Genomic DNA, 16,405 nt, shown 5'->3' on the forward strand with positions numbered 1-16,405 from the left:
ATGACCTCCCCCAAGTTCATTCGGCTTCACCGATGTCTTTATTATGAAAGGGTTTACATTAAATTCGAATACAATATCTTCACCTGTTCTATCGAAATCTTCCTCAAGTTAACAAACACCTTAATTTCTTCATTCAGTATTCGTTCCGGCACTCGTTCCAGCATTGGTTCATTGTACAAAAGGAAACAACAGCTTCTGGTTATCCATCCAGAACATATTGTCTGTACTAACCAGCTTGGTCTCAAGTAACACTCTCGCTTGCACCTGTTGATTGTTCAGCCGCGCAACAGCTTGATTCAATCCCAGATAACCTGCACTGTATCCATTCTGGACGATGAGATGATCAAAGACTCCTTCTTGCAATTGCTCCAGTTGCTGTTGTTCACTGCCAAATCCAACAATCCTTACCTTGTCCGCAGAGTTGCGTCGATTCAGTTCATCGGCTGCTCCCAGAGAAGCCGGTTCCTGAAGAGTAATGAAACCATCTACCTCCTGCTGGTCCAGCAATTGCTTCGCAGTCTGCCAACATCCATCCCGTGTATTACATATCGATTTGGGTTCCACTTGAATATTAGGATACTGTACCAAGGTTTCCATAACTCCCTGCTCTCTCTGAATCAGACCAGAATTAAGAGGATCGGGGCCCAATAAGGCCACATGCCCTTTCCCTTCCAAGAGCTCCGCCATAGCCTGGCCGGCCTGCCTTCCCGCCTCAACATTATCCATCGAGATGAAACTGGTGATGCCTTTCACGGGAAATTCATCGTTAAGCACAATAACAGGAACAATGGTTCCATCGGAATTTGTTGTCTGTGCCTCCTGAATGATGTCACTAAGTGCTTTCTCACTTAGGGGATCAACCAATAGAGCTGATGCCCCCTGCTTCAGAGCCGATGCGGCGGCCTTCACCTGGGCCTGCTCCCGCACACTGCGAGACAACGTTCCACGGCCCGTATTGGCCTGCTTAGCCTGTATCTGACTACCAACGGAGTCTGGAATGGATGGCGTATACACATTACCGTCGGAAGGGTATGCCTCCACGGTCATCAGCTCCGCCCCACTCTCTTTGGCAGCCGCTTCGGCACCAAGCCGGATGGCTTCCGCAAGTTCCCCTGTCCCAGCTGGCGTAATCAGCGCGATACGTGGCGGTACTGCCGTAGCATCAGGACTCAATATGCCACAGGCAGCGCATAGTAGCAGACAGCAGCTTGCGGCTGTCAGAGTTAACCATCGACGTTTCCGAAATCCAGGGAAGCTCGCACCAACCTTTTTCAAAAACATAAGGATGTTCAATCCTTCAACGCTATGGTCATCGTTCCTATTAACTCGGTTGTCCGTCATCAGGCTCGCCCTCCTTCTGCTGCGATTGAATGGGAATCCGCATCCAGACCGTGGTGCCTTCTTCCAACTCACTTGCAAATTCAAGGCCATATGCCTCCCCGTAATAAAGCCGAATTCGATCATGTACGTTGCGTACCGCTACGCCTGATCCTGCACCGCTTTTAACAACAGGACTGCCACTTAATAACCCTGACATCTGTGCTTCCGTCATGCCGACCCCATTATCTGTAATGCGAAACACCAACTTGTTGTCCTCACGATAGACATCGATCTCAATACATCCCTCGTCCATATGGTACTCGATGCCATGAACAATGGCATTCTCAATCAGGGGTTGCAGCACCAGCTTCAATGTCAGGCAATCCAGAAGCGTCTCATCTGCATTGATGGTAAAGTTGAATTTGCGCTTGAACCTCATCTGCTGAATCGTCAAATAATGCTGCGCATGCTCCAGCTCTTCCCTGATTGTGATTATCGTTTTGCCTTGACTGAGACTGATGCGGAAAAGGCGAGAGAGAGACGTGATCATCGTAATCACTTCTTCGTTGCGGCTCATGCCTACCATGCGTACCACCGAATTCAGGGTGTTATATAGAAAATGTGGATTAATCTGAGCCTGTAAAGCCTCCAGCTCCAGACGCCGCTTTTGTTCCTGCTCATGGATGATCTCATCCATCAGGGTGCGAATTTTATGGACCATCAGATTAAAGCGACGAGATAGACGTTCCACCTCCAGCGGCCCTTCAATAGGCAATTCCACGTTGAAATCCCCACGCTCCACGGCCTTCATCTTGCGTTCCATTCGCCGAATCGGGCGAGTCAGACTCGAGGATAGGAACAACGAGACGAGAATGACCAGCACCAGCACTACCACCAGTACACGAATGAGATATCCGTTCACTTCCTGACGGGTAGTCATAATCTCATCCAGATACGCGACACCAACGATTTTCCACCCGATATTGGCAACGGACTTCACGGTATTCAGCCTTTTCTGCCCATCTGCTTCATCTTCATAACTGCCGGAAGCCACCAAAGCCTGTTCGATATTCTCGCTTTTGAGACCCATATACATCAATTGCTGCTGTGGATGGTACACGATATTACCCGCACTTTCATCGATAATATAGACGTATCCCCGTTGCCCCAGACTGACCCGGCGGCTCAGTTCATCCATCTGTTTGAAGTTGATATCGACCAGCAGGATGACCTGCCGATCCTGACCATTTTGGCGTATCGTTATGCCTTTGCTCATAGAAACGACCCATTTGTATGGGCCTGAGTACATATTCTGAATATGAGGTAACGAGAAACTCAGGTGATCTGGTACGCGAAGCGCAGACTGAAACCACCCTTGCTGTGTCACATGGGCACTCGGTTTTAATTCGGCTGTAGGTCGGTTCTTCAGTAATTGCCCCTTGGAATCAAGCAGAGTTATCGAGATGATATCCTCACGACTGCTGAGCAGTGTGTCGAGCTGTTTGTCTACCTGTTCCCCTTCCCATGTCCCGTCACGCAGCATGTGTTCCTCAATGGCACGGTACAGATGCGACATACTGCGGACGTAATCCTCCAGGTTATAACTGACCTGATCCACAATCTGTCTTGTCGTCAGTTCCGCACTTCGCTCGGCAGCCTGCGTGAACTTGTCATGCAGAAGCATCGCCATGATGGTCAGCACTAAGACGATGAAGACGGAGAAGGACCACGTAATAATAAACCGGATACTGCTGACCCTGGAGGAACGCAGACGAGAGCGCAATTGAACTCCCATGGACTTCACCCATCTGGACAGGAACTTCATCGAATCGACCCTTCACTTGCTGTCTGAGAGGCCTGTTTACGATATTCTTTGGGCGAGACGCCAATATGTTTTTTGAAGCAAAAACTGAAGTAATTCGGTTCGGCGAAACCAACCTGCTCCGCAATCTGAAACGATTTTAGCTCTGTCGAGCGAAGCAGTTCACGCGCTGCCTCCATTCGGATCTGCATTAGGTATTGCAGGAAGGTAAGCTGCACTTCTTTTTTGAAAATGCCGCAAAAATAACCGGAGCTGATATGCAGATGTCCGCACACCTTTTGAATGGAAAGGTCCGGGTCAGCATAATGCTCTTTCGTGAAAACTAATGCCTGCTCGACAATATCTTTGTATACATGCTGGCGTCCGCTGGCAATGCGATGTTGTACGAGCAGACAGACCTCTCGCACCTTTTTCTGCGCCTCAGTAAGTCCCGGCAGTCGGAACAATTCCGCATACAACTGGAACCCTGCACCGAAGATATCTTCCATCGCTTCTCCTGATGCCTGTGCTGCCTTCCAGACCGTTGTTAACACTTCTATTAGATAGAGCTGAATATCACTTCGCCCGTGTTCTACCGTAATTTCCCGGAAAATGATGGAAAGCGCTTCCTCCAGCTCCGCCTGCGTACCAGCCTTCAGGCAACGTGTCAACGTCTGCTGCTTCAACTCATCAAACCGCAGCTTGCCCGCTGTCTGTCGCTCCACGTCCGCGATGTATATAATTGAATCTGTCCCAGGCACAAGTCGATAATCCAGTGCCAGCAGGGCATCTTCATAGGCATGATTCACATCCGCAAGTGTATCCACGATCTGGCCAGATCCCACCGTCGCGGGGATACGCAAGTAGTGGTTGATGCTGCGCATGACATTATCCAATGCCTTCTGTTGCCGCTTCGCTCCATCTGTACCGCCCGAGCGATCCACATAGAGCAGGACAATCGTCTCCTGATGCATAAAAGCATGACCAGCCCCATGCTCAGCCCAAACTTCTGCCGCAATGTTAAGTGCAGCAAAGCGTTTCAGTTCAGCATCTCCGTCCATATGCAGTGTCAATACTGATACACCGTACCGTTCCCCTGTCAGATCTAATCCACATTGTTTTGCTTTACTACGAATATATGTCGAGGATTTCTGCCGATGGAGCAAGGTCGCCATCAGATCTGCCTGTAATAAAGGCAAGCTGGTGTGATAGTGCTCACGCAGCTGCTGTACATCTTCACGTTCGGCAACTTCAGCCGCCATTTGGGCGCGCAATCTTGTGAGCAGTTCGGTGAGATGCCCTGCCGAGAACGGTTTTAGCAGATATTCATCTACACTTAACGAGATGGCCTGCCTCGCATAATCAAATTCATCATATCCAGTCAAAATGACCACCTTCACAAGTGGATTTCGCTTCCTCAATCTTTGCGCGAGTTCCAGACCATTCATGAACGGCATGCTGATATCGGTCACCACAATATCCGGCTCTACCCGTTCCGCCATCTCCAATGCTTCCCGCCCATTCTCTGCCAAACCGACAATGCGCAGATCGAGCGCTTCCCAATCGACCTCTACAACCAGTCCTTCGCGTACATCTTCTTCATCATCCACCAGCAGTACCCGGTACACGATCGGATTCCTCCCTTTTATGACGGGCCTTATACCCTAGCAAATAATATATATGTAGCATTGTGTAACAATTGGTTTCTATTGCTTACGGGATTCTTGCAAAAATGCAAAGTTCTCCTGTGGATACGTTCCGAGGTTGCCATCATAATATACAATATTATACGGAATATGTAATCGCTTTCTTCATTAGAGGTGAGGCAACCCTGACGGGCAGTCTCCTATATAACATGATAAGGATAGTATATGAATGCTAAGGGTAGGTTAAAGTAATACAAACACGGAAAATTTCGAAGTACATCTAATAAGAGGAGTTTTGATTCTAACTATAGTTTCGATCCTTCATTCTTGTTTTCAACGATGATTCGTACTCAATGCTTTAACATAAATCATTGTGGTATCCGGATTGGTATGTCCCATCATTTCCGCCAAACGGTGCAGCGGCGTATGTTCTGCCCTGGCGTAGCCAAAACGATGGCGCAGATCGTGTGAACTCAGTCCTTCCAGCCCTGCTGCAATCATTACCTTTTTGATGAGGTGGCGCAGCGCTCTCTCCGTTAAACGATCATTCGTCTTCTCTGAAGGAAAAAGGTAAGAACTATCTGTATCCAGACCAGATAAGTACTGATTCAATATGACAACACATTGCATATTCAAAGGAATCTTTCGCTGCCCGTTGCGTTTGTCGGCTCTTACTGTCAGGTGACCACTTCGTCTACCAAGTTCGATATCATAAGGCGTGAGGTTGCATACCTCCATTGTGCGCAAGCCTGTGTGAAACATAAGGGTCAGGATGGTCTGATCACGAAGGGAGTTGCCGTACTCCACTGCCATGATGAACGCTTGTTCTTCTTCGGATGTCATTCGGCGCGGGCTGACTTTATCTTCCGGAATGAATTTTAATACTTTGGAAGGATCATGACTGAGCCTGGCTTCCAAGACAGCCCATTTGAAAAAACGCTTCAATGTAATCAATCTCCGGTTAATGGTGGCCGGCTTCAATAGCATAACTTTGTGTGCATCTTCACGATAATTGACTAAAGTGGGGGTATCCACATCTTCAATTCGCAGTGTGAACTCTTCGCTGAGCATGGTGCTTTCCTTGTACCATTCGATAAAATGCTTCAGATCACTTGCGTATTCCTTCACGGTTTTGGGATGCAAATCTCCCTCACTGGCAAGCATATGTACGAATTCCTCTATCGTCGGTTCCCGCTGCACCGAAATCCCTGATGACTGATTCATTAGAAAATACCTCCAAATCTTGACTTATATTAGCGGACATGGTATTATCATATTAATCGATACATTAGCGGACATCAAGTCTGTGGTTTAAATGCACCAGGTGAGTGTCAATTTTAATTTATACTCGTCATAATGATCGGCTAAAAACTTATTTTTTGGAGGAATCACATGCAAACAGGTACAGTTAAATGGTTCAACGCGGATAAAGGATTCGGCTTTATCGAAACTGAAGAAGGAACAGACGTATTCGTTCATTTCAGTGCAATTCAAGGTGAAGGTTACAAATCTTTGGACGAAGGTCAACGCGTTCAATTTGAAGTAACTCAAGGCAACCGTGGACCACAAGCTGAGAACGTTACTAAACTTTAATTATATGAAAGCTGCCTTATTAATAAGGCAGCTTTTTATTTACTCATATGTTGCACAGTAAACAAAAGATTTCACATCCCAAGAATGAAAGCGAGGTATTCCCCATGGATAAAGAACAATTGATCACAGAAGTAGCTAAGGCTGGCGGTTTCTCCAAGAAGAATGCTGAAAAAGCTGTAACCGTTGTATTGGACTCAATTCTCGAAGCTCTCAAAGAAGGTAAAGAAGTTCAACTGGTTGGATTCGGGAAATTTGAAGTACAAAAGCGTGAGGCAAGAACGGGAAGAAGTCGGAGAACAGGCAAAGAAATTCAACTACCTGCAGGTAAAGTTCCTGTATTCACAGCAGGCTTAAGCATGAAAGAAGCTTTAAATTAAACAACGCAACAACTTATTGAAAAGAGGTTTTTATTCAAACACACAATGATAATATGGATTTAAATGTCGTGTTTACTACCGTTGATGATATCATTAACTTTTATTCAGGCAAACAGACGAACACGGATCATACAGAAAATCACACTCATTTAAAGCCCCCATCAACAAAGTCTGATTGTACCCTACGACCACCCACCCGCTAAACTAACATTTCATCTTGGACAACAAGAGGCCCTGATCCGCTCAAAACGGTCCAGGGCCTGATTTGCTTGAAAAATGACTTCGTCAGGAACCAGCCATTTTCTTGTCTTCCTTTCACACCTATGCTACTTGCTGTTCAGAAGTTCGCGCAGTGTCTGTAAATCATATGTAGAGACAAGACGTTCCAGATGGGTATCCAGCCATTCCTCATCCTGATCCCACCACTTCAATTCCAGTAGCAACGCAATTGTTTCTTCATCAAAGCGCTTTTTAACATTCTTGGCTGGATTACCACCAATAATCGTATAGGGTTCAATGTCTTTCACAACGGTTGAATTGGAAGCAACAATGGCACCGTCTCCGATCGTTACACCAGGCATGATCGTCACATTTTGCCCGAGCCATACATCGTTCCCCAGTACCGTATCCCCCTTATATGGAAGCTGCTCCAGTGTAGGTGTAACGCGCTCCCATCCTCCACCAAAAATGTTGAACGGATACGTCGTCATGCCCTCCATCCGATGATTCGCGCCATTCATCATGAATGTCACACCTTCCGCAATTGCACAGAATTTGCCGATCACCAGGCGATCACCAATAAAGTCATAATGATGCTGTATCCGGTCATAGAATTGCTCTGGCGGATTCGTGTTATCGCTATAGTACGTATAATCACCGATATCCACGTTGGAACGCGGCGTCAGATTTTGAATGTAACATACCGTACGGATATTCTCGTTCGGGAAAAGTTTTGTTTTATCAGGGGCCATATGAAGTCCCTCCTTTTCCCTATTGTAACAGATATTAAATCTTAAACGGACTAAGTGAGGTCTGCAGCTCTGTGGACACATCGGACAAAATAGCTGCAGATGCCTTGATCTGCTCTACCGACTTGAGCTGTTCGTGAACAGAATCCGCTGCCTGTAGTGAATTGGTACTAGCCGTCTGCGCATGCCGAGCGATCTCATGTACGGAAGCCACAATCTGCTCCACACCTGCGGACATCTCTTCACTCGTTGCAGCCATGTCCTCAATCTCTGTAGCAATACGCAGGTTTGTATCCCGAATCAGGCTGAAGTTCTGTTCCGTTTCCTTGGTCAAACGCAGTCCTTCTTGCACTTCGTCCTTCACTCTTGACATGGCCGATAGCGATTGCTTCATATCTTGTTCCATGGCTTGAACCAGTTCTTCAATGCGATCTGAAGAATCTCCAGCTTGTTCGGCCAGCTTACGAACCTCGGTAGATACCACGGCAAATCCTCTGCCATGCTCCCCGGCTCTTGCCGCTTCAATGGATGCATTGAGGGCAAGCAGATTCGTTTGATTCGCGATCTCATGAATGGTAGAAACCATCTGGCTAATCTGGGCCGACTTCCCTTCCAGCATACGAATGACTTCATCCGTTGTGGTAACGGAGGATTCGATCGTAGACATCTGCTGAACGGTCAGTTGCACCGCTTCCCCTCCGGTTTCTGCCTGCCTGCGTGAATATAATGCAGATTCCGAGATACTGGAGGCCTTGTCTGCCATACGTTGTACACCTATCGCCACTTCTTCCATGGCCTGCAGATTTTCTTCCGTACTGATCGTCTGACTCTCGGCTCCCTGTGCGACTTGTTCAACGGAGGATGCAATCTGCGCCGATTCATTGGCCGTTTGGTCCGCAATCTTCAGTAGCAGTCCAGTCGAATGCTCTGCTTTCTCCGCAGCCTGAAGTCCCCCCTGAATGATGACCTGCAGATTGCTTCTCATCTCATTATATCCCGTGCCCAGCATGCCAATCTCGTCTTGGACGTCGTCCACAACCGGCTGTGTGAAGTCGCCCGTCCCCGCACGTTTAATCGCCATGGATACCCGTTCGATTCTTACTCTCACCCTGCGAACGTACAACAGGATCAGGGTAATCGCGACCAACATCGCGATCAGGAATACGATCAGGAAAGTCTTGAGGAACGAAGAGATAATCACATCAATTAACGATTGAGAAGCGCCTACATAGAAAATCCCGATAATCTCTCCGGACGCGTTCTTGATTGGCTCATAGGCCGTCTGATATTTCTGACCCACAACCACCGCTTCACCGAAGTATTTTTCTCCTTGCTGCAAAACGGTCTGGGCAACCTCTGCCGATACCTTCGTGCCGACAGCTCGCTCCCCGTCCACCATGACATTCGTAGCGACACGTTCGTCACCTCGGAAGATCGTCACCGTGTCCCCGGATGCTTCTCCAATCTCATCTACAAGTTCAAAGTTGCCTTCCAGTGTGGTATCTCCCTTGAATAATTGTCCGTCCTTAATAGCCCAATCTCCTGGATGCTTATATGTAATGATATGATTCGCCATCTCCAGATCTCGCTTCGCCTTCTCTGTAGCAAATGTCGTAATCCCCTGTCTCATCTCCAGAATTACACTTACCGCCACGGCTGAAGAGAAGACGATAAATATACTGATAACGATCAAACTGATTTTGGTACCGATGCTCATGCTTCGCATGTGTGTGAGCCACCCTTTTCCCTATGTAATTGTGGGGATATTCAAGCCAATTTCGATTTCCGTTTCGAATATCACTATAGTCTTATCGGTAGGAGTGTTCACAATATTTATAATATTTCAGTGAGTTTTATCACAAAATTGACCTATCCAAATCTAATCTTTTACGCATTCTCCGTAATCATGTAAGAATGTGCCTCTGTCTGGAAATTCAGAGAAGCTATACAGGCATATTATATATGTTTTTATTTATATAGAAGTAAGCATTACATATAAGAAATAAAATTACGTTGCCAACCACGCATTATAATGATATATTTATGTTGCCGACAACGCAAAAGAGAAAATTGAGGTAAATATGGCATTCGAAGAAGATCTCAACAAACATCATAATCTCCAGGAATTAAATAATGAGGAGTTCAGTGCAGTAGATCCTAAATCCCTTAACGATTGGAGCGAATACACAATGCATACATCTACAATGAAAGCTATTCAAGTTCATCAATACGGTGGCCCAGAGACATTACAGTTCGAACAGGAAGTTCATATGCCTCAGCCATCAGCCGGGGAAGTTCTGGTACGCATTCACTATGCCGGAGCTATTCCGCTGGACTGGAAGATTCGCAACGGCTGGTTGCAGAACGTATTTGTCAAAAAGCTGCCGTATACACCCGGAACGGCTATGTCTGGCATCGTTGAATCCGTGGGAGAAGGTGTCGATACCTTCCAGCCGGGAGATCGTGTTTTTGGTAATGTGAACGGAAGTTATGCTGAATATGGTATGGCTCCTGCTCAGGATTTGGTGCATATGCCGGACGACCTGAGTTTTGAGGACGCTGCGACCATCAAAGGTGGAGCCGAATCTGCATGGAAGGTGCTATTCACCGAAGGTGAGCTGGAAGCCGGGCAAACGGTGCTGATCCACGCTGCTGCGGGCGGTGTCGGACAATTCGCGGTGCAGCTGGCCAAATGGAAAGGCGCTCATGTTATTGCTACTGCGTCTGGTGCCAATGTTGATTTTGTTGCTTCATTGGGTGCCGATCAAGTGATTGATTACAAGACAGCCTTGTTTGAAGAGCTGGTAAGCCATGTTGATCTGGTTGTTGACGCTGTTGGTGGAGAGATCGAAGACCGCTCATGGGGTGTTCTGAAACCTGGAGGCCGACTGGTATCGTTAACTCAACTGCCTTCTGCAGAAAAAGCAAAGCAGTATGGCGTTACCGCCAAGTTTAATTCTAAATTACCGACATCAGAAGATCTGTACACGGTCGCTCAGCTTATCGCTAACGGCTCCCTCCGTTCAGAGATTGATTCCATCTTTACTTTAAGTGAAGCGAATCAAGCGCATGCCAAAAGTGAGTCCAGACATGGACGTGGCCGGATTTTGCTGGATGTTCGCTCCGTATAACCTGAAAAAGCAGAGCAAAAAGGGATTCGATCTGACCATCGAATCCCTTTTCTCATTCTCCATACAATAAAGTTGCTCTTCAGGAGATATTTCTTATTTGGATGTAAGGCTTACTTGTGCAGCGGTTTGATCCCAATCTACAGTCAATCCCAGTCCTTCTGAGATGAAACGTACAGGCACGAGTGTGCGACTATTTTGAATGATGGCTGGTGAATCAATTTCGAGTGTCTCCCCATTTACAGTGGCCGTGCTGCTTCCGATTTTGAGTACAAGGGTCTGGTCATTCAAAATAGCTGTGACCGTCTTCGCCGTCTTGTCCCAAGTCACTTCTGCACCCAGTGCTTCGAGAATTGCGTTAACAGGTACCATTACTCGGCCACTTTGCTGCAGCGGGTCCTGATCCGGGAATGTAATCGATTTACCATCAAGTGTTACGGTAATCGTCGTATCTGTTGCTCCGGATGAAGTATTCGAACCAGTCTCTTCCGAAGTCTCAGGCAAAGGTGTCACCTCACGTCCAAGTTGCTCTTGCAGATTCGCAAGACGGTTCAGTGCAAATGTCGTCAGTGATCCGGCAGCCATGGAGCCCATGCCTCCGCCTCCACCGCCGCCAAAGTTACCGCCAGGGCGTGTCTGCGTATTGTCTGTACCCGTTGTTGAATCTGTTGTACCGTTTCCAGTTGCGGCACCTGGCTGAGTCGGAGGTGTTGTTCCATCTGGAGGTGTCATTCCTTCGAAACCTTCAGGCGGCGTCATGCCTTCCATGCCCTCGGGTGGTGTCATACCTTCAAATCCTTCTGGTGGTGTACCGCCCATACCACCTGCTGCGTCTGCGTTTGCAGAATAAGCGATGTTGGATTCAAACTGTTCTGTCGTATAAAACTTCGTGGGATCTGCTTCCACATAAGGACGAATCTCATTGGCAAGACCAGTGATACGATCCTGAATACCTTCCATATAGTCCGTCAATTCATTGACGTAGCTCAAATATTTTTCCTTATACTCCGGCACAGCAAGCAGGTTGTTAATCATCGGTACATTTTCCATGCTAATACCTAGTACAGGCTCATCTACAGATACGTTCGTTGCGTTGGTGTTGATCGTGGTTGATCCGGTCGTTGTGCCACGTCCGCCTCCACCCGAATATCCGTTGAAGGACATGTTGAAGTCCCAAGGAACAACCGTGAACTTACCATTAGCATCACTGTAGAGCATGTAGTTGTGCCCTTTGTCGCCGTTATAGCTGTCATAGTTGCCGAAAACCATGTTGCCTGCAATATACTGTAGCGCCGAATCCACATCCAGTACGCTCTCGATATCGCCTTTTTCACCTTCTGGCATCTCATTCAGCGTTTGGATGAAGGTTTTTAGCTTGGCTTTATCCTTATCCGTACCCAAGTCTTTGGTGATTGTACTGTAGTCGCTGCCCTCTTCATATTGAAGATAGCTCTTCTCATCCGTATCATAGAGAACGCCTTCTTCGTAGTCCTCACCGTAGTTGCGCTCCAGGTAGCTGTCATCCACGGCTTCAACGCCAGTATAGAAACCAACCAGCTCGCCATTAACATACAGATTAACGTAGTTCGTCATCGGTGCATCCATGCCAATGCTGCGAAGTGCTTCGTAGTGAAGAACTTCACGCATGTAGGATGGATCGGCGTAGTTGTTGTTCAGTACCATTTTGTCCAGTCCAAGTAGCGTTTGCGTTTTGTCGTACTTATCGAACTTCAGTCTGAAGCTGTAACGGTCCGAATCCTCCATTGAAGCTACAGCTTTAAGAGTCAGGTTCCCCTTGGTGGAGAAACCGACGTTGTCCAGCTTGTTGCCGTCCACTTCCACACTAACACTCTTATAATCCTTATCCAGCGGGCTTTCGAGCATGCTCTTCCAGTCTGCATCATCAATCGTTACATTCACATCAATGACGTTATCCGTCTGGAACAACGATTCATAAGCTTGCGTCACGCCTGCACTCGTGGTTGTCGTTGTGCTTTCTGCGGCATATGCCGCATTCGGACTTGCAATCAGACCAAAAGATGTCGTTACCATGGTCACGGACAATGCCGTTACTGCAACTTTTCGTAATAAAATATTCAAATGATGAATCCTCCTTCTTGGGTTTCTGTTAAGCAACTGAGGCTTATGTAACCATGGTAGAGGACGAACCTTTAGTGAATCTTAAATGGTATACATCTCAATAAACACCCGTGAAGCTTTATGCCAAAGAAGCCCCCTCGATATACGTGAAGCTATATGGAAGCGCAATATAATCCTGCGGAACCAGTTCATAAGACCTATTTTACTAGAAATATCTAACATTAATATGTCGAAATAACGATATAACTAAGGAGTAGAACTTACCTGGAGTTCATATACGTGAATATTAAAAGACAAGATGAAAAAGCTTTTCAGAACCAAAAGAGAATTTGATTAGATACGATATATAGGAAACGATTCCACAGCATTTGATCCAACAATTACATAGCGTGTACAACGCCCAGGATAAGTCCTTTGTCACAATCGTAGAAGGAGTGAACAACCTTGTTTAATAAGCTTCGTTGGAGTACCATGCCTTTCTTTGTTAAAAATCTGGTGATCTCGTTCGGTAGCATCACCTTAATTGGTATTATCCTGATTACGGTGGCTTACCAGCTGCAAAAGAACATTCTAGTCGAACAGTTGCACGACCAAGCCACCGTCATCACCCAGAAATGGTACGATGATCTGGACACGGCCAAAGTCGCTCAAGCCGCCAGTGAAAAAAGCTACACCGGTCCTGTACAGCAGGAAATGAAAGCTTATCTCGATTCCATCCATGAGTTCTATCCAAACATCGCGCAGGCGTACATTTTCGGTTCAGAACTTGAGCAAGGAAATGGAACGTCTATCATCGCGATTCCAACCAACCTGTTGCAACCATTCGAGGAAGGTGATCTGCCCGCAGGTGCTATGTACCCGCTGCCCGAGAATAATGTTGTGGTGCTGGAACAGATGAAAAAGGATGGAAAGCCGGCCTTCAGTGATTTTTACACGGATGAGTACGGAACTTGGACTACACTAATCTATCCGATTAATAACGCAGATGGCTCCATGTACGCTGCTCTTTTCTTCGATGTCGATGCAAGTGCCGTTCCAAAAGGACTTAATGAATTGCTTACGTACGGATTGATGTTCCTTGTCGGCTTCCTGATCCTGTTCATGGTGTTGCAATTCATTTTGCTCAAAAGAACGTTGCTTCCGATTCGCAACCTGATGAAGGGAATCGAGGAAGTCAGCACGGGTAATCTGAATGTAACTATTCAAACAGGCCGGGACGATCTGGGTATTATCAACGAGAAGTTCAATGCAATGATCGAGCGTTTCAACACGACGATATTCAAGGTGCAAAGCACATCCAATCACCTCTCGAATTCGTCTAAACAGCTTTTGGATATTTCAGCGAAAAACAACGATAATATTCAATCCATCAGTCACAACATTCGTGAAATATCCACTGGTTTGGTGTCTCAGGACAAAGCCACCGTGGAGAACGCACGCGCTATGACAGAGATGTCAACGGTAGTGCAGACGATTGCGAGCAGTTCAGCCGATGTGGCTGATGAAGCACTCAGTATGGAGCAACGCTCCAGTACGGGTAATGTGGTAATGCAGCAAGTTATTGAGCAGATGCGCCTGATCTCCGGTGCGGTGCAAAATACGTCAAACTCGATTCAGTCTTTGGAAAATAACTCGAACCAGATTAGCAACATTGTCAACCTGATCACGGAGATTGCAGGACAAACCAACTTGCTGGCGCTTAATGCTTCCATTGAGGCTGCCCGCGCAGGTGAAGAAGGAAGAGGTTTTGCTGTTGTTGCAGGTGAGGTACGTAACCTGGCAGAGCAATCCCAAGAATCAGCGAAGCAAATCCGACAGTTGATTGAGGAAATTCAGCGGGATATCATGCAGTCTTCCGAAGCCATGCATTTGGGCTCTAAGGAAGTAACGAAAGGCTTGGAGGTTACCCAGGAGACTGGCGTATTCTTCGAAAACATTTTGAATGCTACGAATAAGGTTGCAAACCAGATTCAGGATATCTCCAGCTCTACTGAAGAGATCTCTGCAAGCACTCAAGAAATGTCTGCTACCGCGGATGAATTATCCGCAAATGTCAGCAAGGCGGCGAACAGCACGAAACGCATCGAACAATCCGTTGCTGAACAGGAAGCCTCCATGGCTTCAATCGTCAGCGCCTCTGACGAACTGGCAGAAGTATCTGAGCAGTTGCAGGAGTTAATCTCGTTCTTCAAGGTAAAGGAAATCTAAGATACGTTGAAAAATCGTTAATACATTACATGTAATGCCAATAAAAAACCAAGGCTCATGAGTGATTATACTCGAAGCCTTGGTTTTTTTTGGTTACCAGGTGTTTTATTCCTTTTGATCAGCATTTACTTGTCTAAACAATATTTCTTCTCCACTTATAATCATCTTTTTCTCGTCATTATAGCCGGTTTTTTCGGATCGAAAACCAGCATTTAGAACAAGATCGACCTCTCCAATCCACTATAATCCGGCAGCTGCTTTAATTTCTTTTCTCTGCGACACGATTAACGATTGAAGCTTTTCTGTTCCAAAAGCACCTGCTGAGAAAGCATTCGCTTTCGGATAGTAAACCATTCGAAAAGATGTTCCATCTTGAAGGTGCACACGCAAAAAAATCCCTGTCTCATGCTTGGATTTCTTATATACCTCATCAAAGCCAACATAACGCAATGGCAAAAGCTCGTTCATGAATTCGGATGCGGCTTCTTGGGGGAAGTCACCGATTGGACTGCCATCATTTCCGCTTTCAAGGCTGACTCTCTCAACTTTGTCTTCAATGTCCATCAGGTCTCCCATTGTCTTCGCATTGGGATTTTCTTTTGCTTCGTAAACTTTATTATTCGCTACGACGCGATAATGCGACTTATAACCTTTCAGTTCATATATAACAGTTCCAATTGGAAGATATGCCGCATCACCATTCTCGGTCACGTGATCCGCACATACATTATCGTTCAGCATATAGGTTACTTCCCCTATCCTATCCCCAATTTGTTCAGCAGGTACCACTTTGACCCCTTCGTTGTTTTGAAAATATGTAACATTATGAATCATCAGAAAATCAATCCATTCAAGGGTTCCCGGGCATCTCTCCGTTGATTCCTTTGAAGCTGCTTTCGTATCCGTTTCCTGGGGTTTGGATGTTATTTCGCCCTTATTCGATGTCCCGCAGCCAACAATAATGACTAGAATCAAAAGTATACTCAAACGTTGGCTCCAATATTTAAATGGTTTCATGCTCAATCACCTCAACCTATTAGACGGATTCAACTAAGACATAGTTACAAGCTTTTTTACGATTAGCTATTCTAGTCATTTAACACATAAGAACAGGGATTAGTTATTTTGGGCAATGCCCTCCTTGGTGTACTTCATGCAAGCGTCATCTCTGGAACACGGCAGCCCGGAATTCCAATCCACGCACTCTATACGGAGTGCGACCCATTATCTCAGCGCGTGATTCAATTTATTTTTCAATTTCAAT

At 46.4% G+C, this 16,405-nt stretch carries 12 protein-coding genes and 1 CRISPR repeat array (1 of these 13 cut by a window edge); of the genes, 4 read left to right on the forward strand and 8 right to left on the reverse strand.

Annotation, left to right across the window (positions count from 1 at the left end; genetic code table 11):
- Window positions 1-168: 168 nt before the first annotated feature.
- From HF638_RS11625 to HF638_RS11640, 4 genes are all read right to left on the reverse strand, one after another.
- Window positions 169-1,341, reverse strand: coding sequence for a substrate-binding domain-containing protein (locus tag HF638_RS11625; protein ID WP_169480332.1), 1,173 nt, complete (start codon window positions 1,339-1,341; stop codon window positions 169-171).
- A complete protein-coding gene (locus tag HF638_RS11630) occupies window positions 1,322-3,115 on the reverse strand; it encodes a cache domain-containing sensor histidine kinase (protein WP_169480333.1) in 1,794 nt (597 codons plus the stop codon). Before HF638_RS11630 ends, HF638_RS11625 begins: the two co-directional genes overlap by 20 nt.
- Before the next feature lie 26 nt (window positions 3,116-3,141).
- Complete coding sequence (locus HF638_RS11635; protein ID WP_169480334.1) at window positions 3,142-4,749, reverse strand: response regulator; 1,608 nt, start codon at window positions 4,747-4,749, stop codon at window positions 3,142-3,144.
- A gap of 351 nt (window positions 4,750-5,100) precedes the next feature.
- Window positions 5,101-5,991 carry a tyrosine-type recombinase/integrase gene (locus tag HF638_RS11640; RefSeq protein WP_169480335.1) on the reverse strand — a complete coding sequence of 297 codons (891 nt, stop codon included), beginning with the start codon at window positions 5,989-5,991 and terminating at the stop codon, window positions 5,101-5,103.
- 168 nt (window positions 5,992-6,159) lie between these two features.
- Between HF638_RS11640 and HF638_RS11645 the strand changes: the two genes are divergently transcribed.
- A complete protein-coding gene (locus tag HF638_RS11645; protein WP_017690333.1) occupies window positions 6,160-6,360 on the forward strand; it encodes a cold-shock protein in 201 nt (66 codons plus the stop codon).
- A 104-nt stretch (window positions 6,361-6,464) separates the two neighbouring features.
- Window positions 6,465-6,737 carry an HU family DNA-binding protein gene (locus HF638_RS11650; RefSeq protein ID WP_169480336.1) on the forward strand — a complete coding sequence of 91 codons (273 nt, stop codon included), beginning with the start codon at window positions 6,465-6,467 and terminating at the stop codon, window positions 6,735-6,737.
- Window positions 6,738-7,063: 326 nt separating this feature from the next.
- Here the strand turns inward: HF638_RS11650 and HF638_RS11655 are convergent, their stop codons facing one another.
- Both HF638_RS11655 and HF638_RS11660 read right to left on the reverse strand, forming a co-directional pair.
- Entirely contained in the window at window positions 7,064-7,708 is a 645-nt protein-coding gene (locus HF638_RS11655; RefSeq protein WP_169480337.1) for a Vat family streptogramin A O-acetyltransferase, read from the reverse strand.
- 34 nt (window positions 7,709-7,742) lie between these two features.
- Window positions 7,743-9,431: a methyl-accepting chemotaxis protein gene (locus HF638_RS11660; RefSeq protein WP_169480338.1), complete on the reverse strand. Its 1,689-nt coding sequence runs from the start codon at window positions 9,429-9,431 to the stop codon at window positions 7,743-7,745.
- Between the two features lie 463 nt (window positions 9,432-9,894).
- On the opposite strand from HF638_RS11660, the gene HF638_RS11665 reads away from it, so the two are divergent.
- A complete protein-coding gene (locus HF638_RS11665) occupies window positions 9,895-10,836 on the forward strand; it encodes an NADP-dependent oxidoreductase (RefSeq protein ID WP_169480339.1) in 942 nt (313 codons plus the stop codon).
- 93 nt (window positions 10,837-10,929) lie between these two features.
- Here HF638_RS11665 and HF638_RS11670 read toward each other — a convergent pair whose 3' ends face one another.
- Window positions 10,930-12,933, reverse strand: coding sequence for a CotH kinase family protein (locus HF638_RS11670; protein ID WP_169480340.1), 2,004 nt, complete (start codon window positions 12,931-12,933; stop codon window positions 10,930-10,932).
- A gap of 471 nt (window positions 12,934-13,404) precedes the next feature.
- Between HF638_RS11670 and HF638_RS11675 the strand changes: the two genes are divergently transcribed.
- Window positions 13,405-15,141: a methyl-accepting chemotaxis protein gene (locus HF638_RS11675; RefSeq protein WP_169480431.1), complete on the forward strand. Its 1,737-nt coding sequence runs from the start codon at window positions 13,405-13,407 to the stop codon at window positions 15,139-15,141.
- Between the two features lie 240 nt (window positions 15,142-15,381).
- Here HF638_RS11675 and HF638_RS11680 read toward each other — a convergent pair whose 3' ends face one another.
- The gene (locus HF638_RS11680) at window positions 15,382-16,158 is read right to left on the reverse strand and encodes a hypothetical protein (protein ID WP_169480341.1); all 777 of its coding nucleotides are present in this window, start codon (window positions 16,156-16,158) and stop codon (window positions 15,382-15,384) included.
- Window positions 16,159-16,329: 171 nt separating this feature from the next.
- A CRISPR array of direct repeats spans window positions 16,330-16,405; the repeat unit is 33 nt (it continues 363 nt past the right edge of the window).

It is taken from the genome of Paenibacillus sp. SZ31 (assembly GCF_012912005.1).
GTDB lineage: Bacteria > Bacillota > Bacilli > Paenibacillales > Paenibacillaceae > Paenibacillus.